The following is a 24,995-nucleotide window of genomic DNA, read 5'->3' as shown; positions in this document are numbered from 1 at the left end:
CACCCGATGATGTTCATCAGTGTTGATTTGCCGGAACCTGACGGCCCCATGATGGCCACGAATTCTCCATGATCAATATCTAACGAGACGTCATCTAACGCTTTAATCGTTTCCTCTCCCATCGTATAATACTTACTTGCATTTTCGATATGAATTAACGTCATAACCCTCACCTCCATTACTTGCACATCGTCCAAATAATTGAAGTATCCGATTCGTAACCTTACCTCTTTGCTTTATAAAACTCATGATATAGCTTCATGAGCGCCCGCTTCTCAATCCTCGATACGTAAGAGCGGCTGATCCCCAGCTCCTTTGCAATCTCCCGCTGAGTTCGTTCTTCGCCGCCTAATTCGAGCCCAAACCTACCAACCACAACTTCCTTCTCTCGATCATCCAATATCTCCAGATTGCGATAGATTTTGCTCTTCTCTATCTTGAGCTGCACCTTATCCACGACATCGTCCGCTTCCGTCCCGAGGATGTCGATCAATGTAATTTCATTACCCTCTTTGTCCGTTCCGATGGGATCATGCAAGGACACATCTTTGCGCGTTTTCTTCAGCGAACGCAAGTGCATCAAGATCTCGTTCTCGATACAGCGCGCTGCGAATGTGGCAAGCTTTGTCCCTTTGTTTGGGGAGAAGGACTCGATGGCTTTAATCAGGCCTATCGTCCCGATAGATATGAGATCCTCGAGATCTTCCCCCGTATTGTCGAATTTTTTCACTATATGCGCGACAAGTCTCAAATTGTGTTCAATTAACTTGTTCCTAGAGTGATCATTGCCTTCTGCCATAAGTCTCAGATGTAATTCTTCTTCTGCCTCGGTAAGTGGTTGAGGAAACGCATTATTTTTGACATAGGATACAAGTAAGGTTAGCTGCTTAATTAATACGGCTATTGCGCTAAACAATCCAGGCATTCCAGCCACCCCCTTCGATGTTAGCGGATCTTAGCTGTTCGGAAGTCTCCGCTTTAAGCTTAGTATTAGTGTATGTGGGTGGGAGCCTAGAAGTGCCTGTACCTTATAACTTAGACAAAGAAGTCATCTGAAATTAGCTCATTTAAATTAACTTGCGGGGATCTTGTTACACTAAGATAAGAAAGTAACTTTAGTCTCCTCTTATTGAACTCATACATTGCCTGCTCTTTTGAGATCTCCATCAGAAAAAATTTCAATTTAACATCCTTAAACTGTCTATACTCTTTTATTTCTGACATACAAATAAAACCTCTGGCCGCAAGTTCCTCTACCTTAGAAATATCTATAACAACCACATCCAACAATTCACTGTTCCCAAAGATACTAAGAAAATGTTGGACTGATACGGCTGGCTTCGTCTCTAAGAGTGAGATTGTCCCATAATCGCATACAACCTTTTTCTCTTTTTGAAGGATTACTGAAGAGCACGCACGTTTTCTAAGTCTGTACCACTCTCCAGATAAGATCTCTAGTTTTTTATAATATTCATGCCATACCTCCAATTGATCTTGAATATCCATATCAGCCCACCAAATGGTATCTGTATTTTTCAATTGTTTGTTGGGGCTAAAACGAACAAACGTCTCTACTAATAGCATCTCTTTATTAATTAATCTTAATAGCTGATCTTCACTTAACTTCTCTATACAAATAGAACATGCATGAACCAGAATGCCTAGGTCATAGAACATTTCCTTCAGAGCATCCTTATCCCAGCTGTATTCCTTGTTAGAAACAAACTTGCTAACTACTCCAATATCTTTCCATTCAATTCGCATCACTTCTGTGTTGAAATGAAAAAGACGAATATTCTCCTTAATACTGTTAGTGATGAATTCGCAATTTTTCATTTCAGTATACTTGCCCCTCTCAATAAAATCGTTGATATGAAAGATCGTCATTTGAAAAATTACTCCCACTCAACGATTTTCTTGGGGCTATATATATTGGCCTGTTTTAACTTGAATTTTCTGTGCAGAACTACACCAATATTGGTTTCATTATTGGCTTTCTCTGTAAGTAAGCTTTCTAAGTGACCAATCGTAGTAATTTGGACTTCATCACCTAGATAATGAACTCGCACTTCATCAATAAGCCACTCAACGATTTTTCTTTTATCTTCAAATGATAGTTCAGAGCCATCATTTTCAATAAACTCCTTAATTCGTTCAGTAGCTGATACAATCTTCTCCGCATTCAAATTCCCTTCTTCAAACTTCTCAAGTTGCAATAAATAATTGTCTAGTGTTCGTTGTAGCTCTAACTTAGAAACATTTATTTTAGCAACCTCTTCTGCCATCTCCTCCTCATTAATCACATCACGTATAAACATTACTTTTATTTTTTCAATTTCTTTCCCCTTCTCACTAAGCTGATTTCTTACCAACTCACTTGCTTGTTTAATCTCACTAATAATTGAATCCGACATAATATCTAACTGTTCAATATATTCATTTGGGTCGGATATCACTGACATTATGAGATTCCAGATAAAATCATCAAGTAAATCAACGCGTAAAGTTTTTGCAGGGCAAGCTGTCACTCCATCACCATAACGTTTAGGATTTTTGTTTGGGCAACGGTAGCAAGTATATCTAACTTTTTCTGGTTTATTTAATTTTGAAGCCGAATATGTCGTGCAATTCCAAGTTCTTCCGCAGTGAGAACACTTAATTAAAGATTTGAGTAGGTATTCGTATTTACTGTTTCCAGAACCCGTATTATTCTTTATTTTTTGTTCGTGGGCTAATTCAAACAGAGCCACATCTACTATGGGTTCGATTTCCACCAAGATCCACTCATTCTTTTCACGGTATTCATAAGATTTCTTCGCAGCGCCACCTTTGGTTTTCTCCCCCTTTATCTTTTTAAATTTCCTCCTGTTGTAATAATACTTACCGATATAAATTTCTGAAACTAAAATACGGGAGATTGAAGTAGCACCCCAATTCATACTTTCACTTCTTTTAGGGGAAATACCTAACTCAAAAAGCTTACTTCCAATTTCACGTAGGGTTAAACGATCAAAAACGTACCACTGGTAAATATTCCTAACTACCTCCGCCTCTTTTTCATTAATTACAAGCGTTTGGTTTTCAAAATTGTAACCAAATGGCGCAACGCGCATTGGCATAATCTTCTTATCACGTTCAACTGCTTTAAGCCTGCCGCGCACAGTTCTTTTCTTAATAAGTGCTAGCTCGTACTGAGCAATAACACTCATTAAGTTAAAGAACAACTGGCCTTCTGGTGTTGACGAGTATTCAGTATCAACGAAAAGCAATGCAACTCCTTTGGACTCAAACTCTCTACATATAAAAAGCTTATCTGTAAGATCCCGAGAGAGCCGATCAGGATGAGTAACAAATACGTGAGTTATCAATCCCGCTGCTATATCCTGCCGAAGCCGGTTAAGCTGTGGGCGTTCAATGTCCTCGCCGCTTGCTCCTTCTTCTCGGTACACGATTACATCATTTAAAGAATGACCCAGATCAGAGACCCGCTTTAAGCAAAGTTCAGTTTGTGCGTCAAGGCTTGTACCGTCCGCTGCCTGGCTTCCAGTAGAAACACGTGGGTATATTGCTATAGCCATTTTCTATTTCCTTTCTTGGCTGCATATATTTGTGCTCTGTAATCCTTCAGTTGTTGAAAACGAGCATAGTATTGGTTTAGATACTCTTCAGGAAGCACTTCAGGAGTATGCAGTAAATTACAACAAATCAACTCCGAATTAGGATTGATTATGTAAATACAATTAAGGCAATCGGGAGCGTAATAAACCGTTACCTCTTTACAAATCGATTCTGATTTTAAACTAAACCATTGCTTCTCTAGAGCTATACTACATGAGTAGAATCTCCCCTCAAAATCAATACCATTATTAGTTAGCAATGCAAAACCTTCCTCAAAATCAAACATGCAAACACCTACATTCCAAGTAATAGAACATTTGTTCTCATTACTGTTATGCCCTTAAATACAAAAAATAAACCGACTTCATTCAGTCGGTTTGGAAAGTAGCTTTTTGATAATCAACTCAATAACTCTTTTCTTGGCTGCTATGGCAGCGTCATTCTTTGTTGTCATGGGTGATTGTACTTGCATCGTTTTCTTTGGGTTCAGATTCATTGTTGGAGCGATCTTCACGCTCCTCTTCTTCTTTGATCCATTTCTCCAGAAGTTCTAATGTTCGCTTACGATTCTCCTCCAAAGCAAAAACCCCCTGATTGGTTCATATCAGGAGGTTTCCCATTAATTAACTACCGTTTTCAATTGTATTCATTTGAATACTTTTGTTTAAAAAATAAAGCCCAATGGGAGTCTTAAATGGTTCATTATTACTTTTACATAAAATCGCAGCATTCCTTTTTTGAGGATATATTGTATCAATATATCCTTCATAACTTTCATAGCAGTTCTTTAATTCATATACAACTTCTTGAAAATCCGCAAAAACACCAATTTCATTCGAAAACTCAATTAGGAAGTTACCTTTTTGATTCTCAATTCTAAGAAATAAGCGTGAACCTCTTCTATTATTCATAACAAGACCACGAACCCAAAAATCACTATTTGTATCTTCTTTTAGTAATTTCATTAGTTCTGATATGCCATAAATAATTGGATAGTCGGAAGTGTAAAATTGATCACTATCCCAAAAGTCATCGACTTTCTCATACATTAACCATACTCTAGGAACTCGATGAAAAACAGCCATTCGTGCGAGAAAGGTTTCTCCAATATCATACTGATTCATTTTGAGATATTTTTGTAACCGAGTGGTACTAGAAAATCCAATCGACTTAACAAAATCTCTAGTTGTCAGTCGAGCAGATAGAAACAAAAACCTACGACGGGTTTTTAAACTGAGATTTTTTAGAAATAAGCTATATTCTATCGGTGAACGTCTGAGGTAAGGATTAGTGACCCATTCAGTTTCCTTTTCCATATTCTTTACATATTCATTTTCTGCTCCGTTAACCCTATTAATTACGTTCAAGGCAACTTCGTACGCTTTTATTAAAAAGAAATCGGGCTGTTCAGATCTCGGATCAAAAACCATATTTTATCACCAAAACAAGCATAACAGCACGAAAACTTAATTTGTTATTTGTATTCATTTGAATACAAAAACCTAAATAACCAGTTGATTGGTTATCATGTTAGGGCAGAAGATTCATCTTCATTACTAAACAGGGCATAATTCAGATCAATCCCCTCTCAAAATGCGGCGTGTACGGAAGCAGAACGTAGTTCAGTATTAAAAACATTGAGTTAAACAGACTCATATATTTCTAATTCGCTTCAACAAAAAAAGACTCTTAAAAGATGTCCCTTATTAATCCAGGAACATATTTTAGCAGCCATTTTACGCACTCACTCATCTTATATTTCGGCTATTTCACCGATGTCAATTTGAATATCATCCCCCCTCCGCTTTCGACAGAAAGCGAATTTTTTTCCATAAAGACAAATTATTGGATACTTTATGTAATTTTATTACATAAAATGTAAATAATTTAAGTTGATGGAATTTTCAGTGATGAGTGCGTTCTTTTAAACATAATTCTTAAAATACTGATATTCATACGTAATGTATACAGTCATCAGGGAATGAAGCACAAAAAGCCCTGATGCACCGGACATTGTAAAAGGACATACTCATCCCTTACCATAAATTCCGCCGCTAGGGCATTCGACTTGCGCAAATAGGTATTGGTATTAGTATTAGTCAATTGCTACTTACACCGCACCGAAAATTTCTAATTTTATTATATCCATTAATAACCAATATGTGAAGTCTTAATTCTATTAAACTACTAAAATCAATGAGTATATTAATAGACTTATGTGTCAAAAATTTAATTAGAGGTGATCATATGCTTAGTCAATTGAAATGTTTATCCCCAGAACAACAGGATTTTAAAAGTTATCTAAATGCGCTCGGACTTGTAAAACAGTCTAAAACTCTAAGTGCAGTTAAGGAATTTAAAATGTCAGCATTTGATTATTTACTACACAATTCATCCTCTTCCAATTTTAAAGTCATTGATTTTTTGAAATTAACTATGGAGAAACTTAACCAAGATTATGCACTTAAACAAATTAGTAAAAGAGAACTAGCAGACACAACCAACGGCTTAAAGAAGTACTTTCAATTTTTAACCTTAAATGGTCTGGTTTCTGATGATTGGAACCAACTTTTCCAGAGTGCTAAACAAAGGAAACCTAGACTTACTGAACCAAAGAAAAGAGAAAAGAAAGTCTTCTACATTAACGGCAGGAAGAAAAAAGACTATGTTCAGAATCAGTATTTCCGTGATTATATCGAGAGGTTGAAAAAGCGCAATGCCTCCTGTATCGAGGAACATTACAGCACCATCGCTTATTTCTTAAGATTCCTTAAAAGTAATGGAATAACTTCTTTCGAATCACTCCCCAGGGAATATATCAAGAATTATGAAAAGCATCTTGAAGGTCGATTTCTGCTAAAAGAAATCAAAAAGAAAACAGCTTATGATAAGTTATTAAAACTTAAACACTTTATCAACTATCTATATTCAAACAATTTGATTAGTTATAAATATGACATCCCTCTTAAGTTCAAAGGTAACCCAATAACTCGAGATAATGAATATGTTTCTAATGAAGACCGGCTCCGTTTCATCGAAGGGATAGTTAACAATAAACTCCGACATTTTCAAAGGGATCTTGCAACCACTCTCATTTTTGTAGATATAGGATGTCGACCTATCGAAGTCTGCAACATAAGGATTTCAGATGTCAGTATTACAGAATCAACTTTAACATTATATTGCCATAAGTCAGGGCAACGGGTCCTAAAAGTCGATAAATTTGTAATGAAACACATCTCAATATATCTGGAATACAGAAAAAAACTTCCCGCCGAGACGGACCACCTATTTCTTTTGGAAACTGGTGATCCAATGAATACCAAGGCTATCGGAGGTGTGATTAACATATACAATAAACTAACATTTGGCGAATCTCGCTTCTCTGCAAAATCATTAAGACATACGTTTATCACAAATGCTTTGAATGACCGCAATGATATCAATCAGGTTTCACTATCAGCCGGACACAAGCATTTAGTTTCAACGTTACATTATTTCTATCGAAGTATCGAAACATTGCTTGAAAATACCTTACCTTATAATCCAGTCGAAGGGATCGATCAAATAAAATGAATCTCAACAATGCGTCTAAATATAATTATCAAGAAATGTGTGATGAACTGAATGTACCGTATGATGCTTTCATTGCTTTCATCCAGTCTGGCGGCACGCAAGGGAGTAGTTCAAAAAATGAACCTTCCGTATTATTTGTACTAGACCAATATATGGATCACTTGAAAAAACGTCTAGAATTGGATCAAATTGCGCAAACCACCTTCGTAACCTACACTAATTTTTTAAAACGATTAAAAAAATTCTTATTGGCACACGATTCTGAAATAACTATAAATCAATTAAACCAAGAATTGTTTCTAGATTTTCTTCTCACAGAGAAATCAGAAAAAATTGAAACATTAGCAATCCGTACCACAAATACTTATAAAGCAATAATCCGAGAGTTCCTTGATTTCTGCTATTACTCAGACTTTACAGATAAGCAATATAAAAAAAGATTTTCATTCCAATCTGTAGATCTTAGGCCTCGTTATTTTAAAGATAATGAAGTGTTTGATTTCCTGAAAGAAGCACTTCAACGTACCCACGGTTACCGGTATCATGCGCTCTTTAGTTTTTTGCTTGGTTCTGGATGCAGAGTAAGTGAAGTTTCCAAACTTCGTGTTTGTGATTTTGATATCGAGAATGGTGTTATCCGAATTTATAAAGGTAAAGGAAACAAAGATCGAAATATACCAATTTTTCCAGAGGTAAAGAAAATAGTTCTGGACTACCTTAACCTTACCGGAGTAAGTGAGTGGAACCGAAATTTAAAAGGATACTTATTTAGTAGAGATTTCGGAACAACGAGGGAAAAACCCATTTCTGTTCGCAGCATTGACAATATGGTATCAGTGATTTGCAAAAAACTGCAGTTTACAGAACAATATACTGCTCACTCATTCCGCCACACATTTGCTGTTCGTTGTTTACTCGAAGGCATGGATACTGTTTATTTAAGCCAAGTTTTGGGACATAAATCACCTGAAACCACCTACATCTATATCCAACTTTTCCCGCGTGATCTTCAAAAGCATATTACTGAAAAATATCCATTTGCTTTTGAAAAATTATTATTCAGTGCATTTGGCATCGATGAGGAGTCCTTGAATGAATAATCTATTAAAAGACATTCAATTGTTTATCCTAACTAGTAATGTATCTGAAAATAGAAAGGCTATGCACCATAAAAATTTATTGGATTTTGCACAATTCTTATCTGCTCTTAAAGTAGTACCAATAGAGGAAGTTCATCTTGAAAAGATCTTTACTCTTTCCGACCACATAACTGGTAAAGTACTTAAACACAACCCGTTGAACTCCGAAGTACTAAACCACTATTTTCAAAGTAAAAATGGATTTTCATATAATCAATTTTTATTACTGAGAAGTTCTCTTGGAGCGTTCTTTAAATTCCTTGAAAAAGAATACCATTTTCCAAATCCAGTTAGACAAATCGAATTCAATTTTGAGGAACTCAAACCTGTCAAGCGTCCCATGAAAACCCTAACACGGCATGATGTTTTGAGATTCTTTCATACTTTAGTAAGTAAGTCTGAAGATTATTATCGAGATCTGACTTTGTTCTGTCTCATTTTTGCTACAGGTTGCAGAATCTCAGAGATATTGAGTCTTCGTATGTTTCAAATCGATTTCACCCATGGATTTATTAATCTTGGTAAGACCAAATCCGGAAAAAGCCAAACTGTAGTAATAAAACATGGTATGGAAATAGGATTAGAGTTTTACTGCAAACAGTTTAAACTCACATCAATTGATCATTTATTCCAAAATAAGAATGGGCCCCTACCATACGAGACAGTCAGAGGTTTGTTTAAAGATTACTTGAAATTAGCCAATATTCCAGAAAACCACCTTCACATAACTAGGCACACTTTTGCAACTCATTTGTTTGAGAACGGTAGCGATATATCAATTATCCAGCAACTTTTAAGACATAAAGATAAACATACGACAGTTGGATATGTCCATTCGAATTATGTCAGGAACTATGGAATAAAAGTGAATAACAATACACTTCTCTATGAGAAGTTAGTTAGTGAGCTATCTCTTTAAATTCTTAATCTTAATATAGTATTACCTGGAGCACTCACTGATGAGGGTGCTTTCTTATTTTCGGGTTCTCCAATTAAAGCTATATCTTATGGGGTTTCAAAAGAATCAAATCTCAAAAGTAATGACACCAGTCGGTTTGCAACGAATACTCAGTCCATTGGGCGGCGTCATAACTTAGTGTCATAATCGAAGGTAGAATACCTAGAATACTTGTATCGAGCTTAGATCACTTGGAGTTACAAATTAATCAACCGAAGGCCGGCGTAGAAACGATATATATATATACGATGAGATAACAGATACTCCTGAACTACAAAGCTTCCTGTTTAATCTCAAACGTGCTGATAACCTGATGAACTAGACCAATTTGCTAGGTCAGCAGTGTCTGGATAGTATGACGATGGTCATGTAACTTCAATTACATTTCAACCTAATTCGTTATGTGCTGAAACTAAAAAACGGCAAAAAAACCACAGCATTTTGGTGCCCCCGCTGGTGGTTTTTTTGTATTAAAAAGCCGCTCGTTTGAGCGACTCATAATTTATTATTTAACTTTCTTCAATTTCTTTAATCACATAATATACCCATTTCATCACTATAAGCTAATTTGTCTTCTCGCTTAAACACTTGATCTTTAATTAAACCATCAATGTGCTCTACGAAATGATCAAACAATGCTTTATTTTCAACGGGTATATTTCTTGCAAGTTCACTGAAATCAGTGTTTATAAATTGCCACATTGTTAAATATTTATTAGCTTTATATAATTTCATTAAAAAGCCACCACTTGATTTCAACAATTCGTTTGCTGAGGAAAGCGGAAAATTATTCTCCATGAAGTTTAACACATTTCTTTTCTTGTATGTGGATTACTTTTCCCAAAATTTTTATCATCATTTAAATTTATCTAAAATATCTCTGATCCATTTTATTGATTTTGTTGTTATATTTGATGGTTTCTCGTGTGAAAATCGTTTTAATTCATTGGCATATATAGCTAATTCTTTGTTTACATCCTTTATCTCTCCAATAAGCTCGGGATATTTCGAATATTTCCTTTGGACTTCTTGAGGTGATAACTCCTCATTTGTTTCTTTTTTTAATTCATTATCATACCACTTCCTATACTTACCTTGCCAAGTTGTTAAGTGCGGTCGTAACCCTTTATTTAATACATCAAGTGATAAACGAACAATTTCTTGTGCATTCTCATTGCCTTCTAACTCACTAGCAGGCAATTCAATTAAATATTCCCTTGTTGTCTTAAACAACTCATACCATGAATCATATACCTCTACAATAACATCATTTTCCTCATCAATTGGAATTGCAGTTTTCCTTGTTGTTAGTTGGACATATAGTTTCCAAGAAATATTTAATTCTTGCTCAGATAGGGTTGCTCGATCAAATTCATAAGCACCTAACCCAAAAGGAGCAGAAATAGTTAATTTGGTTGGTTTATATGATTGAAAAAGATAAATGATAAAGAAAGTTACGGTTAATAATGCAAAAAATATCGACAAAAAGAAAAACAATTTAATCCTCCTCTTAGCTTTTCTCTTTGGGCTAACCATTAACTATTTCGCTCTCTTCTATCACGGGTATTCCGAACTAAACTATCATAGCTTCTTTTCTGAAAAGCTTCATCAATTTTTGTGCTAAGTTGCCATGAAATATTCTCCCATCTCATAGTTGCTGCATAACCACTATCGATGTTATCTTGCAATCTAGCAGGAACAATCCCAGCGTTAGGCAAGTAAATTCCGAGGAGACCATTTCTACTCCTACCACCAGATGGCCTCAAAGAAGAGTAAATCTCCCAATCTACCCACTTCCTTTTATAAGTTTCACTACCAATGAGTACGATTGTTACCGTAGATTCTTTAAGATGATTGGTTCGAATCATCGATAAAATATAATCGTTATTAACACTGTCGTAGGCATCAGAAAGAGACCGATCGATTAATGTATTACTTGTGCCGTAGAAAGTTCTAAGATGATTTGCTCTTGATTGATCATTTGCGTGATGATAGCTAACAAAAACTTTATGTGCCATTTGTACTAACCTCCGATAGTAAAATATACCCAATATATAAATATATTCTACTAACATAGGACTAGGTTTGTCTAATCAAGTTTTGATAAAGAAAAAAGCACCGCGTGGGTGCTTTTTTCCTTACTATCTTAAGAAAGTATTTATCTTTTCTTTGTTCGTAACTGAAATAAATGGTAATTCTAAATTAGATGCATCAATACCAGGGGTTAAAATTCTTTCCGAAATTAAATCATATATTACTTCATTAACTAACATCGCAACGGTATCAGACATCCTAACATAACTAGTAGAAGTAAATCCAATTCCCCTAGTTGTTATTTCTCCTGCTTCACCACGACTCTTTAATATCTCCTCGATGTTATGGCGAATAGCTCCTAGTTGAGTCCGATCATTTTTCAGCAAGTACCTTAGTGTTGCCTGCAAAACTTCTTCTTTTGTCATTTTCATTTCACCTCCCACCTACATTTTCCAACATAGGCAGCGGCATGTCTAATCAAGATTTGATAAAGAAAGCGGGAGCCCGGATTTGCACTGAGGCCAACGGGTCACTGACGCCCTACCAATATCCCACATGGACGCACAAGAATATCTGTACTTTGTAACTGGCAGCTTTTTGTTACAGGATAATTTACAATAGACTATTATAAGATTTTTTGTTTACTCTAGATAACTATAAATCTCAAAGTTCAGGTTGCTTTTACTCAGACTCAGACATACTTATTTTTCTCTTTAATCTATGCCTGTTACTTGATTGCCTAATAGTAGCAAAAGTGTCCCATCTAGTTCTTCTCTTGTTCGAATAGGATATGTTAGCAAATTCCTAGCTCTTTTTGGTACTAATCTTGTTCCGTCAACATTAAAAATCCATATCTTCATTCCCCTTGATTCACATAAATCTAATGCTAGTTCAAGTTCATCAAAACACCAAGGACTACAAGCGTACTCTTTACACCACGTAGCAATAAAAATATTTGCAGAACGGATATTTTTCTCTATTTCGTTTAAAATATTCTTACCTGCTCCAAACTCACTTTCGTCCCTATATACTAGATAGTTTCTACGACGAAGTATATTTTCAATATGATCCGCCTCCTGCGGTCTTGCTTTTGGATAACTAATAAAAAATATATTTTTATCTACTTGTTTTTCCAGCTTGTTACTCTGAAGTGATTGATCAATTAAAAGTTCTATGGATTCACCGACTTTATTTTCATCTAATAGCTTTAAATGTTTATTTCCCATTCTATCTTCTAACTGATATCTTATTCTATCAAAGGAAAGAGCCGCGGCACCTCCAAAAAAAGGAAAAGGAAATACAAGTTTTCTTTTAGATTCAGCCAGAATTAATAGCATATTGGCAGCACCATCATTTTTACCACCAATTGCAATTACTGAGTGACATGTCTCAAGTGCCTGTAATTGACATAATAGCCAAGAGTACTTTTCATTCCCCTTTAATGATGAAGTAATACAAGGTATAATATTTAAATTTTTTATATTTATATTCTTTTTTAAATCATCTACTTTGTTAATAATATCATTTGAACCTATATGCAGGATATCAATGGTTTGAGTTTCACTTATCACTTGCCCAATAAATCCCTTTAAAACCCAATAATCTGCACTGTCATCAAATGGACTACAAATCACCAAAGAATTTCCAATCAGTGCTAAATTCTTCCCGATCTCTTGACAGACACTTCTAAATTTAGTTACAGACATACTTTCAGTCGAACCACCGATAATAAAACTTTTCATGTAATCACCTAATTTGCATTTTCTTTTTCTTTACAAAACATAATTCTCAAGAGGCACTGACTGAGTTCCTCCATTAATTTTTGAATTTAGTTCTTTAGTAAATGGCAACAGCCTGTGTGATAAAGTAGAATGCCTTCCATTACTATATTTTCCTAAATCGTAAAACTGCGAATTCTTATCCATATGCTTTAACATATTTATACAATCCTCCTCATTAAATATTTCGATCGCAATAGGCAATAAGTCATTTAAAATAGAGGATGATGTATAAAAACTATAACTATTCGATATTAATTTCAGCACAAATTTACCAAGCGCCTTCTTGTCTGAGCTTGTACTTGCATTTCTTATTAATATCACGACAATCTTATATTCAAAATTAGGGATATCGTTTGTATTAACCCAATTATGAGTTAAATAATAGTTCTTTTGCGCTGAATCTAGTAAATCAAATGATTTATCTAAATGAATAGATAGATTTTCATTAATAAAGCAAGACAGTAAATAATAATTTAAATGTTTTTTACACGCTAAGTGAATGTCTAATTTGCTGCTATCAGATAGTTTACTATATAGACCTGGACATTTGAAAAATAAATATGTAATTTTACTTAAATCATTTGAAAAATATATCGGATTTTCATCCATGAAATTTTTTACTTTAAAATTTAATAAATCTTGTATTTTTTTTTGTGTTAAATATATAGATATTGAGCTCTCCAAATAATTCGCTTCAGAACATATACATGCTATTACATCAATTATCAGGTTATAATTTTTTGAATCCATAAATAACATCTTCATCAGGTCATTAAAATTTTCAGTCAGCCTGGATTCTGGAACATTATTAATATATTCAAGTTTTATATTATCCATTATCAGACTCGAAGTTTCCAATTCATCTAAATTAGTCATATAAATCGTATTATATCTATCACTAAGTCCATCGATTCTTGAAATTATACTTATGTTTTGAGTGCTGCTTAAATCACTATCTACTTTGATAGGAACAATATTTTCAGGTATGGACAATTTACTTTTGTTATATTCCTCTATATTTCTACACATCTGCTCAACAATTTCTAAATAAGCTTTATCTTTATTTTCGTATTCAGAAATAGATGTTCCATCTTGTGGGAACACCAAAAACTTTATAAAATATTCATCCAACTTCCATGAACATGGTCTAACTAAAATCGGTATTATTCTTGCATCTCCGCGTATTTGTTTTTCGTATGCATTTTTAAACTCTTTCTCATAGCAATAGTAAGAAGCAAAAAAATCAGAACTTATCAATAAAATAACAATATCTGCTTTTTCTAGACGTTCTTCTATTTCCTTATCAAGGAAATCTCCAACCTTTAGTTCTTTGTCACTCCAAACTTCAATGCCATATCGCCTTATTAAAATACTTAAATGCTTCTCTAATTCAATTTTATACTCCAGGTCTTTTCGAGAATAAGATATAAACATATTTATAGTTTTTAACATGAAACACCTCTATTTTTTTTATGCTGATGAAAATGTAACTGGCAATCCTTAAATTGTTTGTTCGTTCTTTGTACAATCTTAAAAGGAATAAACATTTCCGGAGAGGTTTGAGTTTACTAAAACGATGGAACATTTAGTAGGAGGTGTGTATTCTTGCTGCATACAAAAAGAAGCACCCTCTTTTTTATGCAAAGGAAATAAAAGTACATGCCCTTTTCCATCGCATTCAGTTCGTACATTACGACAGATATATTCCTCCAGGAATTGGGGTTTACGAAAATAAAATTAACACAAAATACTGAATGCACATGTTTCACGTATGATATGTCGCTAATTGGCACGACTGTATAGAAGCCGTGCCAATTGATTTGGAACCCTCTGAAATAATACGTGGAAGACATAGAAACGTTCATGACTTTTCGAAACAGCTGAAACAGCAAAACATAAGCGCTTATTCATCTAACTCATTGTACTTTTGTATAATCAAGCTTCATGAGTAAATATTTTTAAGTCCTTTAAATACTAAATGAAGTGCTTCGTCAATAAAAGGCGTATTAAACAGTTTATTATTTTCTATATCGCTCAATCCGTTATTTAGATTAACATTTGAAAGGATCCCTACAATTTTGTCGTAATATATTACTTCCTTTTCAGAACGTAAGCTGTAGTAGTCCAACAAGTCCTTATACCCGGCATTATTTTCTAACTGCCAGTCTAAAGTGAGTTCTTTAGGGATAATACGTGTTTGAATTGCTTTACAAACACTTCCAGTTACCCCTCCGAATCCTCCTATTAAAAATAACGGCTTATTCGATTCAAGGCTGATAATAATTTCTTCAAGTACTCCGGGCATACAGCCTTTATATCCAATGTGCCTACCACCTGCACTTATTCTAACATCACAATGCTGCACCATATATTTCCGCATTTCAGTTAATGTGCGACTCCACACATACAGGTTCTGAGTATTGGAAGGATGCAAGAAGCTTTCAACACTAGGAATTAAATCAAGTACTTCCGTCGCGGGTGGCATTTCTACCATCCTCGCTATAGATCTATAGTCGGCCTTCCACTTTACTACATCAGCCGGATCGTTAAGATAGATGGGCCATGCAATGTAATTAGTAATTTGGACTTCTCTAGACTGAGCTCTCGCTTGGTATGCAAGTGCTTCATTAAATATGAATTCAGTGAACCCCCCTTCCCTTAGATCGCCACCGTAGGAAAGCATGGCACCACGAGAAATTATATGTCTTGCCAAGTCTTGAGACAATTGAATTAAGTGTGCAGGTGTTTGTCCAATACTAGTAACCTCCTCACTACCTTGATCAGATATGGAGATACCAATATTTCTATACCTTAATTGGCAAAAGTCCAAGTTCAAAGGTGTAGCTATATCAATTCCAAGTTTATGTAAGAAGCTAATTTCCTCAGAATAGACAGGTGGTTCAGGATAAATTATTTGTTTTTGTTTGCATACAATTGTTTCTCCGTTAACTGTTAAGAGCTTATCAATGTCAGCTATTTCTGGTGGTCGAGGAAGAATCATTGCATTCTCTTCAACCCAGCCTGACAATCGATACTGATCTAATAACAGCTTGGAGTAAAAAAAACGAATGGTCTCAAGAAGAGCAGTACTTAAAATACGTAAAAGATCATGAATGCTTGGCTCACCTTCAAGATGCACATGAACACCAGGAATATTTGTTGCAAAAGGAAATCTACGATCTTCAAATTCTTCTAATGAATCAACTGCGATCATGGGACGGTTCTTTTCTTTAGCACTTAAAACCTCCCTCTGGCACCAGTATCTAGACGAATATGCATCAGTATGTATAGCAATGACAGTTGATTCATTAATGTGGCCGATAATTTCCTCATCGAATCTGTAGCCGGGAGCAATATCAGTAGCGTCAAAGAAATTACGCATCGAACTGTTATCTATGAAGCTTTTTAATACCCTAGCTAACTTGATGCCATTTTTTCCATCCTTAGCGTGGCTCAAGAATAACTTTAACGCATTATCTTTTCCGAGGGCCTTTTTCTCGAAATCCTCATTTAACGAACAACGATATATCTCATGAGCAATTGCAATAAAGTGATATTCATTACTATGGGTTGAATCGAATTCATAAGATCGTATAAAGTTTACATTTTCAAACAATTCGCCTAAGGTGAACGCGCTCCTATCAATGGCAATAGGGATCAGGGTTACATTTTCAGCTCGTGGGATTGACCTTACATATTCAATCCAAGCATCGTCTGCCACAAGATTTTTGCTAATGAAAATAAATACAATCGTCTTGTTGGATACTATCTCAATTTCATTAGGAACATCCTTACTTGTGCTCTTCCTGCAAAAAAAAGGAAGGTTCATTGAGCGGGAAAAAGGCTTATTAATGTCCCGTGATAGTGCAGCAAAACAAAAATCAAATACTGGCTTCACTGTAGTCTCATCGGCTGGATGCCAAACAAAAAAAATTGAAAGCGGGGGGACAAATTCTTTCATTCTATTACTTCCTCCCTAGTGGGTTATGGTACAAATTATGCATTTCCCGTTATACTTCATCATTTCTTGTGAATTATTAATAAGATGATTTCTAGTTGAACGTGCATTATAGGCATCCTCAATCCATTCACCAAGTTGTTGAGCACTGTTAGGATAGCTCCAAAACCGAGCGTATCCACCTTTGTGTCCCTCTGACCAGTTCTCTTTCAAACGCGAGGGGAGATGAGCTGACGATCCTTAACTTGGTAAAATAATCCCCATAAGTCCGTTTGGTGTATGTTCACCTTGCCTTAGAGAACTCTTAATTTCCCAATCGATGTACCTTCGACTATGTGTGCAAGAACCTACAAGCACAATTGTTACTGTAGTATCTTCGAGATATTTCTTACGTATTTGGGTCATTACATACTCTGGATTAGAACTATTTATAAACTCATCATTATCATTAGCTCCTAGTACATAGGGTAAGAAAACTTTTTCTTCATTAGCAAATTTCTGAATAAAGGCATCTACTTCATTTCGGTCACCCTTATAGTGTGAAATAAATACTTTACGTCGAAGCCCTCGATATGCCATCTTAATACCTCCTCTGATTAAAAATCATAATTTCCAATTTAAATAGGTGTCTAAGGGATGAGATGTCTTACTATATGCATTTTTTGTAACGAAGGATGTAGTAGACTCCAATACCTGAGTAGATTTTTTAGCAACCTCAGTTAAATATTCGTTTAGAGATTTTGTACCTCGGATGATACGTGTGATCTCAAGGTAAGATGGTATCGTCACTGTATTCATAAGGGTTAGTGTCGATAGTTGCTTATCAGCTCTTTTCCCGAACCCAATTTCATACGGCACCCACCACGACTTTACGGTCTCTTCAGAGACTATACACATTACATGTGTAGCAAATGACAACCCCTTCTCGATACTTTTTGTTATCGCTATAGGATTTCCCGCACTTACTGCTTGTTGTAATTTATGATCGTAAATATCCATATAAATATCAATGCCTGCATTTTGTATATACTCACCGATTTTGGTCACGGCCCCCCTGTCTTCATTAGTATATGATAAACTGTTTTGAAGAGTAGATGCTTTTGTTTATGGAATCTAAAATAATTGGATTAGCTAAATTTCTACCACTCATTTATGTCCCTGCTTTCTACGCTACTTAATCTCGAAAGAATTTTGCAGAATCCTTTGACCTTTTGACATGAACAATGAAATAACTTTCAGACTTACTTCTAGATAACGAGTCAACCCTAATGAAGTAAGTCCTGTAAAAACATATCACGACATTATTTTTCATTTCAACACCATTATAGACTAAAAGAACCAAATATTTTGTCGAATTTTGGAAAAAAAGAGAAGTATCAATCACCTTCTCTAACTTAGTATAAAATACCTAAAGGGAAGCAGTTTCTCCTCTGCCATAGTTCCACTACTCCCCCCCCAAATAACAATAGACATACACTGCATGGGATAGATACCTGTGGTACAGCAACAGCTCCCGTAAAGCATAAGTCGTAGTTTTGAATAATCACACAATGTCCACCATATACTTATTGATTAAAAACAACATAGTCGTATATGTTACCCCTTATATTGAATTTTCCCAAGACGTCCAGTACTACCTTTTGACTACTATCACATTGCTTGTCCAACAAAACTACATCGTTTCGTGTCCACAACCTCTTAACAATATGCGCAACGAGTCTTAGATTATGTTCAATTAACTTATTACGGGAGTTGTCGTTCCCCTCCGCCATTAACCGTAAGTGCTTTTCTTCTTCTTCCTCTGTGAGAGGTTGTGGAAACGCGTTATTTTTGACGTAGGACACAAGTAGCGTTAGCTGCTTGATCAACAAAGCAATTGTACCAAACAATCCAGGCATTCCAGCTACCCCCTTGAGCGTATTGCGGAGCATGACTGCTTCGGTAGCCTCCGCTTAGAGATTACTATCAGTCTATGTGGGGGAATGCCTAGAAGTGCACGTACACAAAAGTTTCCAGAAATTACTCAGTAAACTTTAATGGCTTTCAGAAAGCGTTGCCATAACAATATTCAAGGACCATTGGACATATTTTCAGGTAAGCAGCACATTTGAAAAAAGGAGCTGTCCCTTAGGTCTTGATGACCTTCGGGGCAGCTCCTTTATTTCTTCCTCATATAGACAGCGCGCAGCAATTACGGACCAATCAACACGCCCTGTATGAATTTCTCCAACACGGCAACATCAGTTATATTCTTGTTGCAGGCCTCGCTGTTCACACACAAGTAATTGCCGATTGCTCTGTAGTAATCAGGCGTAGCGCTTGCCGGTTTCCATTTGGTCACCGCCGTAAATAACGCAACCTCTTCATGCCGATTACACACAAAGCAAACGCCTTTCTTATTCGTCGGCGTATATTTCCCTTCTATTCCAACGAGTTTCCCGTTCAGATGATAAACGAGGAACAATTTATTCGTCGCGATATCGATCCAGCCGAGATACGTTACGTACCGATAGTCGATGGCCGTTAAATCGGGCACCTTCAATTTTTTGATTTTGGGAAAAAGCTTCTTCAGCTGATTTTCCGTCACGTGCGCAAATTCCGCCAAATAAGGCTCCAAAGAACGCAAATAGCGCTGAAACTCTTCTGCTGTTTGCAGTAGCGATATATTCCCCAGTGCTTGCTTTTGCATCTCATTCGCTTCCGGAAACACCTCATTTAGTTTGGCTTGCGCGTTATATCGCACCGACTCTACCACTTTCCGATCGGAAACGGAGTTACAGGTACTTTGCAGCAGGCCGACCTGCTTCTTGATATCGTTATATTGATGGTTTCTAATGAATGGTTGATTCATTGCTTTTCAGCCCCTTATTTTTGATAAAAACAAAATAAGTTGCAAAGCCCCATTACTAGAAACGATTTAAGCTTTCTTGGGCGATCACGACTTCCCAATCACCCCATGCAAAGATCGCCCTAATGAAAGGCTTTGCATGAGTCGTTACTTATTCCGGCAAATTGATTTGCCATATTTACCGCCTCCCTTGTAAGAACTATTATAAGGTAGGTCCTTCATTAGCTGCAAGCTATGTACTCTACGAATACCCTAGCAAAGGCTTAGCCAACCGAAACTTATATTGCTGATGAAACTTCTCCCTTAGCTTCAGCTCCAAATAATCATCCACGTAATGCATAAGAATCACCTTCGCTTGAATGGATTCCGGCAGCGTCAGCAGTTCTTCGAGTGACGTATGCGACGGCAGCTGATCATCCTGCATATGACATTCGTGATAAATGGTTTTCACCTCATCGGCGATACTCCGAATGTAGTTTTCATCTAACCTAGTATCCCCACTAAAGTAAAAGTACGGCTTGCATAGAAGACCGTAACTAAGCATGTCCGGCACATGCAGGGTTGGGACAAGCTCGAATGTCAGACCCTCTACCGTAAACTTATTTTCCACACATTCGACGTCAAAATAATCTTCAAACACGCGCTTGCCCCGCGTTGTCAGCTCTAATCCGTGGCGCAAGATTTGCCACAAATCGTCTTTTAAACCGGTAGGTACATAAAGCTTCGGCTTCACTCTGCCTGGGTACACCCGGTGATACAAAGCAAGTTTCTGCAAGCCATTCACGTGATCCTCATGCAGATGAGTGATAAAGATATGCTCGATCTGATTGAGCTTCATTCCCAATTGATGCAGCCCAAAATGACTAGACTCAGGGAAATCTATACATAAATTCGTATCTGCAAAGGTAAGAAGTGCACTATTATGCCCTTGCTCGATACTAAAACCGTCTCCACAACCTAGAAATGTTACTTTCATAATAACCTCCATATTTCGTGTGTGATTCTATGTATATTTATACTATGATAGTTGGTAGATATGGCCATTTTTAGGAGGATAACATGTACAGACCACACAAACCAAAACCGAAAATCCACCTTCGCTCCTCGATCTTTATCCTAATGATTTCCTTAATTATTGTACTACTTACGGATAGCGTATTCTACTATTATACGAAGAGAATGCTAACATCTGAGCTTGAAACCAAGCTGCAGCTTATCGCCGATAACGTCGCTATTTCCATTAAACATTCCAAAACGGGAGAGAAATATGTTGAAAATCTAATCGGCCAAAATCTGCGTACAGCCTCTTTAGCAGCACAATACCGACTCGATCCTGACATTGAGAAAGTGACGAATGAAGAGCTTACTGTTCTCAGTAAAGAGTTAATGATCGATCATATTACGCTAATGAAACGAAGCGGTGATGACATCATTGGCTACAAATCCTCCGAGCCCAAGGAAATTAATATGAGTACCAAAACCTGGAGCAGAGATTGGTTCCAAGCGTTCAATCAGCTTCTAGACACCAAAGAAACGAAAGTACAAAGCGGCCAAGCGCTGCCTCATTATTGGTCGGGACCCATGAATACGTCCATGACGAACCCTCAATTTGTCGACAAATGGGGCTATTATTACGATGGCCGCACGAATTATATTCTCGATCCATACGTGCATGATACATTCTTCCGAGACTATCAACGGGAGACGGGTGTGGATGCTGTTATTAATGAAATGATTCATGGCTATACTAACCATGGCGCCAAAGAAATTGCCGTTTACAATCCGCCGATTTTCCTTAAGCAGCAGGAACAGTATAAAAAGGAAGGCTACACTTGGTTCACTGATCGCGAAATATTGTTCGGATCCTATACGATGAAAGATAATCGGGATCAAGAGATGGTGCAATCCGTCATGCAATCGAAGCAAACAAAGCAGCTTATCACCACGATCGACGGAAAAACGTATCTCAAAATGTTCATTCCGCTTCAACTGGATTCCCCTGTTGTTATCGGTTTGACAGCCGATTATGAAACCGTACAAAAATCAATTCAACAACAGCAAGTGAACCTGCTCATTCTGATCGGATCAACCGCACTCATCGCATTCATCCTAGTCATTCTGAGCATCCGGTTCATCAATCGGAATCGTGAAGCGACCGCGGAAAGCATCCAAGAAGTTTATGTTGATCATATCGGTTCACTGTTCCGTTCCATGAAAGAACAGCGTCATGATTTCAATAATCATGTGGCTACGATACATTCCCTCGTTCATTTGAAAGAATATACGGAATTAGATCGTTACACCACCGAGATCATAGGTGAAACGACCGCTTTGAATGACATTATTCAAATTAACGTTCCCGCTTTATGCGCGATTGTACAATCTAAGGTCATACAGGCCGTTGAGCGCAAAATTACATTCTTCCATGAAGTCGGTAATTTAGATCAGATCAACCTTGGAGCTGTCAAAGCGACAGATTTGGTTCGAATCATCAGCAATTTAATCGATAACGCGTTTGATGCCGTTACTGTTTCCAAAAAGGTTGAGGACAAAGAAGTCCGTTTAATTGGTATTTTGGAAGGAAATATACTTACATTCAAGGTCATCAATAACGGAGACCCTATCCCAAGCGATCGTCTAGAAAGTATATTCGAGCCTGGCTTCTCTACGAAACAAGAATCCGGACTCCACACCGGCTTAGGTTTAAGCATTGTCAAAAAACTAGTGGACAAGTATGACGGAACCGTTCATGTCAGCAGCTCAGAAGCAGAAACCAGCTTTACGATTTCCATTGTCGTATAAAGGAGATTACACGAACATTATCTAATTGACATCGTTTAATGTTCGTATTATGATAGTCAAGGCAGTAAGTAATAGCCACATACGTATAAATCGTTCGTATATCCTTGAGGATTGGCTTAAGGGTCTCTAGAGGAAGCCATAACTTCCTAGCTACGACGGGTACTTGCTTTCGCATACCCGTGTGGCTGGGTTTTTTTGTGTCCAAAATTGAATGATCCAGAGGAGATTGCAATGAAAACATATGATTTTATCGTTGTTGGTGCAGGACCTGCCGGTATTTTTGCCTGTTATGAAATGACATTGCTTCACCCTAGCGCTAAAGTATTGCTCGTAGACAAAGGCCATGATATTTACCATCGCAGTTGTCCGATCCTGGAAAGTAAAATCAAACTGTGTCCTCCTCCAGCAGGCAAAAAGGACTTCTCTGGCTGTCTTCCTGCCTGTTCCATTACGGCTGGCTTCGGAGGCGCGGGCGCTTATAGTGACGGCAAATTCAACATCACCACCGAATTCGGCGGCTGGATGACGGATTATTTGGCACCAACCAAAGTTATCGATTTGATTCGTTATGTGGATGGCATAAATCTACAGCATGGTGCAACCGAGAATATTACTGACCCTACGACTGAGGCTGTAAAAGATATTGAACAGCGCTCCTATGCTGCAGGACTAAAGCTGCTTCGCGCTCAGGTTAGACATCTGGGAACCGAGCAAAACTTGATGATTTTGAAATCCATCTATGAACATTTGAAAACACGTATCGATATGCAGTTCAAAGCTGAAGTTGAAGATATCCTAACTTTCAAACGGGAAGACAAACATGTCATCCAAGGCATTCGTATGAAGGATGGCACTGAAATTCATAGTAAACAAGTGATGTTAGCTCCAGGTAGAGATGGTTCTGCATGGTTAACGCAAGTACTCAAAAAGCGTCGACTCAAAATGTATAACAATCAAGTTGACGTAGGCGTCCGCGTAGAAACGTCGGATGTCGTTATGCGCGAAATCAACGAGCATCTTTATGAAGGCAAGTTTATTTATAATACATCGGTGGGTACACGAGTACGTACATTCTGCAGCAATCCCTCCGGTCATGTTGTGGTCGAGAATCACAGCGGCGTCATGGCAGCGAACGGCCACTCTTACAAGGATCCAGCCTTAGGTTCCAGTAATACGAACTTCGCCCTTCTCGTTTCTCATAAATTCACTGAGCCTTTCGATAAGCCTAATGAATATGCGCGGGAAATATGTAAACATGCGAATGACTTATCCAGCGGCGGTGTTATCGTGCAGAAATTTGGGGACATCGTGCGCGGACGAAGGTCAACGGCTGATCGGATTCGCGAAGGCTTCCTTGAGCCGACTTTATCAGAAGCTGTTCCAGGTGATCTAGGACTTGTTCTTCCTTACAATACCATGAAAAGTTTAATTGAAATGATTCATGCGCTTGAAAAGGTAACGCCAGGTATAGCTTCAGAGCATACTCTTTTCTATGGGGTTGAAGCGAAATTCTATTCCGCTCGTCCTAAACTTAGTGGAAGCTTCGAAACCGAGATACAAGGCTTGTTTTGTGGTGGTGACGGGGCTGGTATTACAAGAGGCTTGGCCCAAGCTGGAGCTGCAGGTGTCTGGGTGGCACGCAACGTGGTCGTCTAAATTATTTCCGGGGAAATACGATTTCCTTCGTCAAAATCTGCTGTTATCTATCGGACCTAACTCATTAGAGTTAGGTCCTTTGGTAATTTTAAGTTTAAAACTACTTTAAATCTCTTATAAAATATGGTAAGATGAAAACGTTCTCAATGTAAGCGTTATCATTTTTAAAGGGGGATTACAAAATGAATGTAGCGCTCGAAACAAGAAACACCTATGAAGACTTCGCACTTGAGAAGGATATTATGTACTTCCGTGTCGGAGAACATGGGCTCGTCTCTTTCCATGGGAAAAACTATCACATTAAAAAACGCATGAACACTGAGCAAATTCAAGAAATTACTGCAAATAGCTCCTTTTTCAAGGTCAACACGGATTGCTATGTGAACACAAGGAAAATTCTGCAGATTCAGGATGGCAAAGTATTTTTCGAAATCAAGGGTGCTGATTCCAAATTTGCCTCGATTACGAAGCTTCGCCAACACCGACTGAAAGAAATCGTGCAGCAGCACAAAACGGAAGCAGCTGCAGGTGAATCAGCAAAATAATGAAACCTGCCTAATGGCGCACCGTCTAACAAACTACAGCGGCCACGTGGTTATACAGAAAAGGAGCTAACGAGAATCCT

General features: G+C 37.2%; 23 protein-coding genes, 2 pseudogenes and 1 riboswitch. Of the genes and pseudogenes, 6 read left to right on the top strand and 19 right to left on the bottom strand.

The window, feature by feature from the left end; translation table 11 throughout:
• From GC102_RS36665 to GC102_RS36635, 7 genes are all read right to left on the bottom strand, one after another.
• Nucleotides 1-164: ATP-binding cassette domain-containing protein (locus GC102_RS36665; RefSeq protein WP_171693862.1), on the bottom strand; the 164-nt coding region annotated here is incomplete at its 3' end.
• A gap of 59 nt (nucleotides 165-223) precedes the next feature.
• Complete coding sequence (gene sigK, locus GC102_RS36660) at nucleotides 224-925, bottom strand: RNA polymerase sporulation sigma factor SigK (protein ID WP_171693861.1); 702 nt, start codon at nucleotides 923-925, stop codon at nucleotides 224-226.
• A gap of 110 nt (nucleotides 926-1,035) precedes the next feature.
• Nucleotides 1,036-1,887 (bottom strand): hypothetical protein, encoded by an 852-nt coding sequence (locus GC102_RS36655; protein WP_171693860.1) that lies wholly within the window; start codon nucleotides 1,885-1,887, stop codon nucleotides 1,036-1,038.
• Between the two features lie 8 nt (nucleotides 1,888-1,895).
• The gene (locus GC102_RS36650; RefSeq protein ID WP_171693859.1) at nucleotides 1,896-3,578 is read right to left on the bottom strand and encodes a recombinase family protein; all 1,683 of its coding nucleotides are present in this window, start codon (nucleotides 3,576-3,578) and stop codon (nucleotides 1,896-1,898) included.
• The gene (locus GC102_RS36645) at nucleotides 3,569-3,904 is read right to left on the bottom strand and encodes a hypothetical protein (RefSeq protein ID WP_171693858.1); all 336 of its coding nucleotides are present in this window, start codon (nucleotides 3,902-3,904) and stop codon (nucleotides 3,569-3,571) included. The genes GC102_RS36650 and GC102_RS36645 overlap by 10 nt, the downstream gene beginning before the upstream one ends.
• A gap of 151 nt (nucleotides 3,905-4,055) precedes the next feature.
• The gene (locus GC102_RS36640) at nucleotides 4,056-4,196 is read right to left on the bottom strand and encodes a hypothetical protein (protein WP_171693857.1); all 141 of its coding nucleotides are present in this window, start codon (nucleotides 4,194-4,196) and stop codon (nucleotides 4,056-4,058) included.
• A 45-nt stretch (nucleotides 4,197-4,241) separates the two neighbouring features.
• Nucleotides 4,242-5,048 carry a hypothetical protein gene (locus GC102_RS36635; RefSeq protein WP_171693856.1) on the bottom strand — a complete coding sequence of 269 codons (807 nt, stop codon included), beginning with the start codon at nucleotides 5,046-5,048 and terminating at the stop codon, nucleotides 4,242-4,244.
• An 817-nt stretch (nucleotides 5,049-5,865) separates the two neighbouring features.
• On the opposite strand from GC102_RS36635, the gene GC102_RS36630 reads away from it, so the two are divergent.
• Genes GC102_RS36630 through GC102_RS36620 form a run of 3 tightly spaced genes read left to right on the top strand, consistent with a single transcriptional unit; the run spans nucleotide 5,866 to nucleotide 9,252 of the window.
• Nucleotides 5,866-7,194 carry a tyrosine-type recombinase/integrase gene (locus GC102_RS36630; protein WP_171693855.1) on the top strand — a complete coding sequence of 443 codons (1,329 nt, stop codon included), beginning with the start codon at nucleotides 5,866-5,868 and terminating at the stop codon, nucleotides 7,192-7,194.
• Nucleotides 7,191-8,294 carry a tyrosine-type recombinase/integrase gene (locus GC102_RS36625; protein WP_171693854.1) on the top strand — a complete coding sequence of 368 codons (1,104 nt, stop codon included), beginning with the start codon at nucleotides 7,191-7,193 and terminating at the stop codon, nucleotides 8,292-8,294. Before GC102_RS36630 ends, GC102_RS36625 begins: the two co-directional genes overlap by 4 nt.
• Nucleotides 8,287-9,252 (top strand): tyrosine-type recombinase/integrase, encoded by a 966-nt coding sequence (locus tag GC102_RS36620; protein WP_171693853.1) that lies wholly within the window; start codon nucleotides 8,287-8,289, stop codon nucleotides 9,250-9,252. Before GC102_RS36625 ends, GC102_RS36620 begins: the two co-directional genes overlap by 8 nt.
• A gap of 567 nt (nucleotides 9,253-9,819) precedes the next feature.
• On the opposite strand, the gene GC102_RS36615 is transcribed toward GC102_RS36620, so the two are convergent.
• The 12 genes and pseudogenes from GC102_RS36615 to GC102_RS36560 form a co-directional block, all read right to left on the bottom strand.
• A complete protein-coding gene (locus tag GC102_RS36615; RefSeq protein WP_171693852.1) occupies nucleotides 9,820-10,089 on the bottom strand; it encodes a hypothetical protein in 270 nt (89 codons plus the stop codon).
• A gap of 57 nt (nucleotides 10,090-10,146) precedes the next feature.
• Entirely contained in the window at nucleotides 10,147-10,788 is a 642-nt protein-coding gene (locus GC102_RS36610) for a hypothetical protein (protein ID WP_171693851.1), read from the bottom strand.
• A gap of 38 nt (nucleotides 10,789-10,826) precedes the next feature.
• Complete coding sequence (locus GC102_RS36605) at nucleotides 10,827-11,309, bottom strand: TIR domain-containing protein (protein ID WP_171693850.1); 483 nt, start codon at nucleotides 11,307-11,309, stop codon at nucleotides 10,827-10,829.
• 123 nt (nucleotides 11,310-11,432) lie between these two features.
• Nucleotides 11,433-11,756, bottom strand: a complete 324-nt coding sequence (locus tag GC102_RS36600) for a hypothetical protein (protein WP_171693849.1) — start codon at nucleotides 11,754-11,756, stop codon at nucleotides 11,433-11,435.
• Nucleotides 11,757-12,038: 282 nt separating this feature from the next.
• A complete protein-coding gene (locus tag GC102_RS36595; RefSeq protein WP_171693848.1) occupies nucleotides 12,039-13,067 on the bottom strand; it encodes a toll/interleukin-1 receptor domain-containing protein in 1,029 nt (342 codons plus the stop codon).
• A gap of 30 nt (nucleotides 13,068-13,097) precedes the next feature.
• Nucleotides 13,098-14,558, bottom strand: coding sequence for a toll/interleukin-1 receptor domain-containing protein (locus GC102_RS36590; RefSeq protein WP_171693847.1), 1,461 nt, complete (start codon nucleotides 14,556-14,558; stop codon nucleotides 13,098-13,100).
• Between the two features lie 490 nt (nucleotides 14,559-15,048).
• Complete coding sequence (locus GC102_RS36585; protein ID WP_171693846.1) at nucleotides 15,049-17,067, bottom strand: TIR domain-containing protein; 2,019 nt, start codon at nucleotides 17,065-17,067, stop codon at nucleotides 15,049-15,051.
• A 237-nt stretch (nucleotides 17,068-17,304) separates the two neighbouring features.
• A complete protein-coding gene (locus GC102_RS39195) occupies nucleotides 17,305-17,643 on the bottom strand; it encodes a TIR domain-containing protein (protein ID WP_216628288.1) in 339 nt (112 codons plus the stop codon).
• A gap of 24 nt (nucleotides 17,644-17,667) precedes the next feature.
• Nucleotides 17,668-18,129, bottom strand: a pseudogene (locus tag GC102_RS36575) (toll/interleukin-1 receptor domain-containing protein); the annotation flags it as partial.
• Between the two features lie 629 nt (nucleotides 18,130-18,758).
• Nucleotides 18,759-18,962, bottom strand: a pseudogene (locus tag GC102_RS36570) (RNA polymerase subunit sigma-70); the annotation flags it as partial.
• 293 nt (nucleotides 18,963-19,255) lie between these two features.
• Entirely contained in the window at nucleotides 19,256-19,915 is a 660-nt protein-coding gene (locus GC102_RS36565) for a FusB/FusC family EF-G-binding protein (RefSeq protein WP_171693844.1), read from the bottom strand.
• 238 nt (nucleotides 19,916-20,153) lie between these two features.
• The gene (locus GC102_RS36560) at nucleotides 20,154-20,888 is read right to left on the bottom strand and encodes an MBL fold metallo-hydrolase (protein WP_171693843.1); all 735 of its coding nucleotides are present in this window, start codon (nucleotides 20,886-20,888) and stop codon (nucleotides 20,154-20,156) included.
• A gap of 83 nt (nucleotides 20,889-20,971) precedes the next feature.
• Here GC102_RS36560 and GC102_RS36555 point away from each other — a divergent pair, with 83 nt between their 5' ends.
• From GC102_RS36555 to GC102_RS36545, 3 genes are all read left to right on the top strand, one after another.
• Nucleotides 20,972-22,714, top strand: coding sequence for a sensor histidine kinase (locus tag GC102_RS36555; RefSeq protein WP_171693842.1), 1,743 nt, complete (start codon nucleotides 20,972-20,974; stop codon nucleotides 22,712-22,714).
• 74 nt (nucleotides 22,715-22,788) lie between these two features.
• Nucleotides 22,789-22,887: riboswitch (purine riboswitch) on the top strand.
• Between the two features lie 58 nt (nucleotides 22,888-22,945).
• Entirely contained in the window at nucleotides 22,946-24,370 is a 1,425-nt protein-coding gene (locus tag GC102_RS36550) for an NAD(P)/FAD-dependent oxidoreductase (protein WP_171693841.1), read from the top strand.
• A 182-nt stretch (nucleotides 24,371-24,552) separates the two neighbouring features.
• Nucleotides 24,553-24,915, top strand: a complete 363-nt coding sequence (locus tag GC102_RS36545; protein WP_171693840.1) for a LytTR family transcriptional regulator DNA-binding domain-containing protein — start codon at nucleotides 24,553-24,555, stop codon at nucleotides 24,913-24,915.
• The last annotated feature ends 80 nt before the right edge of the window (nucleotides 24,916-24,995 follow it).

It is taken from the genome of Paenibacillus germinis, assembly GCF_013141785.1.
GTDB lineage: Bacteria > Bacillota > Bacilli > Paenibacillales > NBRC-103111 > Paenibacillus_E > Paenibacillus_E phytorum.
The sequence above is the reverse complement of the archived record's forward strand: the minus strand, read 5'-3'. Positions and strand labels throughout refer to the sequence as shown.

What these genes read in the sequence shown, in the direction of transcription:
- GC102_RS36560 (WP_171693843.1), bottom strand. Translation starts at nt 20,888, where the DNA reads ATGAAAGTAACATTTCTAGGTTGTGGAGACGGTTTTAGTATCGAGCAA.
- GC102_RS36595 (WP_171693848.1), bottom strand. Translation starts at nt 13,067, where the DNA reads ATGAAAAGTTTTATTATCGGTGGTTCGACTGAAAGTATGTCTGTAACT.
- GC102_RS36645 (WP_171693858.1), bottom strand. Translation starts at nt 3,904, where the DNA reads ATGTTTGATTTTGAGGAAGGTTTTGCATTGCTAACTAATAATGGTATT.
- GC102_RS36565 (WP_171693844.1), bottom strand. Translation starts at nt 19,915, where the DNA reads ATGAATCAACCATTCATTAGAAACCATCAATATAACGATATCAAGAAG.
- GC102_RS36545 (WP_171693840.1), top strand. Translation starts at nt 24,553, where the DNA reads ATGAATGTAGCGCTCGAAACAAGAAACACCTATGAAGACTTCGCACTT.
- GC102_RS36620 (WP_171693853.1), top strand. Translation starts at nt 8,287, where the DNA reads ATGAATAATCTATTAAAAGACATTCAATTGTTTATCCTAACTAGTAAT.
- GC102_RS39195 (WP_216628288.1), bottom strand. Translation starts at nt 17,643, where the DNA reads ATGGCATATCGAGGGCTTCGACGTAAAGTATTTATTTCACACTATAAG.
- GC102_RS36600 (WP_171693849.1), bottom strand. Translation starts at nt 11,756, where the DNA reads ATGAAAATGACAAAAGAAGAAGTTTTGCAGGCAACACTAAGGTACTTG.
- GC102_RS36550 (WP_171693841.1), top strand. Translation starts at nt 22,946, where the DNA reads ATGAAAACATATGATTTTATCGTTGTTGGTGCAGGACCTGCCGGTATT.
- GC102_RS36625 (WP_171693854.1), top strand. Translation starts at nt 7,191, where the DNA reads ATGAATCTCAACAATGCGTCTAAATATAATTATCAAGAAATGTGTGAT.
- GC102_RS36605 (WP_171693850.1), bottom strand. Translation starts at nt 11,309, where the DNA reads ATGGCACATAAAGTTTTTGTTAGCTATCATCACGCAAATGATCAATCA.
- GC102_RS36590 (WP_171693847.1), bottom strand. Translation starts at nt 14,558, where the DNA reads ATGTTAAAAACTATAAATATGTTTATATCTTATTCTCGAAAAGACCTG.
- sigK (WP_171693861.1), bottom strand. Translation starts at nt 925, where the DNA reads ATGCCTGGATTGTTTAGCGCAATAGCCGTATTAATTAAGCAGCTAACC.
- GC102_RS36635 (WP_171693856.1), bottom strand. Translation starts at nt 5,048, where the DNA reads ATGGTTTTTGATCCGAGATCTGAACAGCCCGATTTCTTTTTAATAAAA.
- GC102_RS36615 (WP_171693852.1), bottom strand. Translation starts at nt 10,089, where the DNA reads ATGGAGAATAATTTTCCGCTTTCCTCAGCAAACGAATTGTTGAAATCA.
- GC102_RS36555 (WP_171693842.1), top strand. Translation starts at nt 20,972, where the DNA reads ATGTACAGACCACACAAACCAAAACCGAAAATCCACCTTCGCTCCTCG.
- GC102_RS36630 (WP_171693855.1), top strand. Translation starts at nt 5,866, where the DNA reads ATGCTTAGTCAATTGAAATGTTTATCCCCAGAACAACAGGATTTTAAA.
- GC102_RS36655 (WP_171693860.1), bottom strand. Translation starts at nt 1,887, where the DNA reads ATGACGATCTTTCATATCAACGATTTTATTGAGAGGGGCAAGTATACT.
- GC102_RS36650 (WP_171693859.1), bottom strand. Translation starts at nt 3,578, where the DNA reads ATGGCTATAGCAATATACCCACGTGTTTCTACTGGAAGCCAGGCAGCG.
- GC102_RS36585 (WP_171693846.1), bottom strand. Translation starts at nt 17,067, where the DNA reads ATGAAAGAATTTGTCCCCCCGCTTTCAATTTTTTTTGTTTGGCATCCA.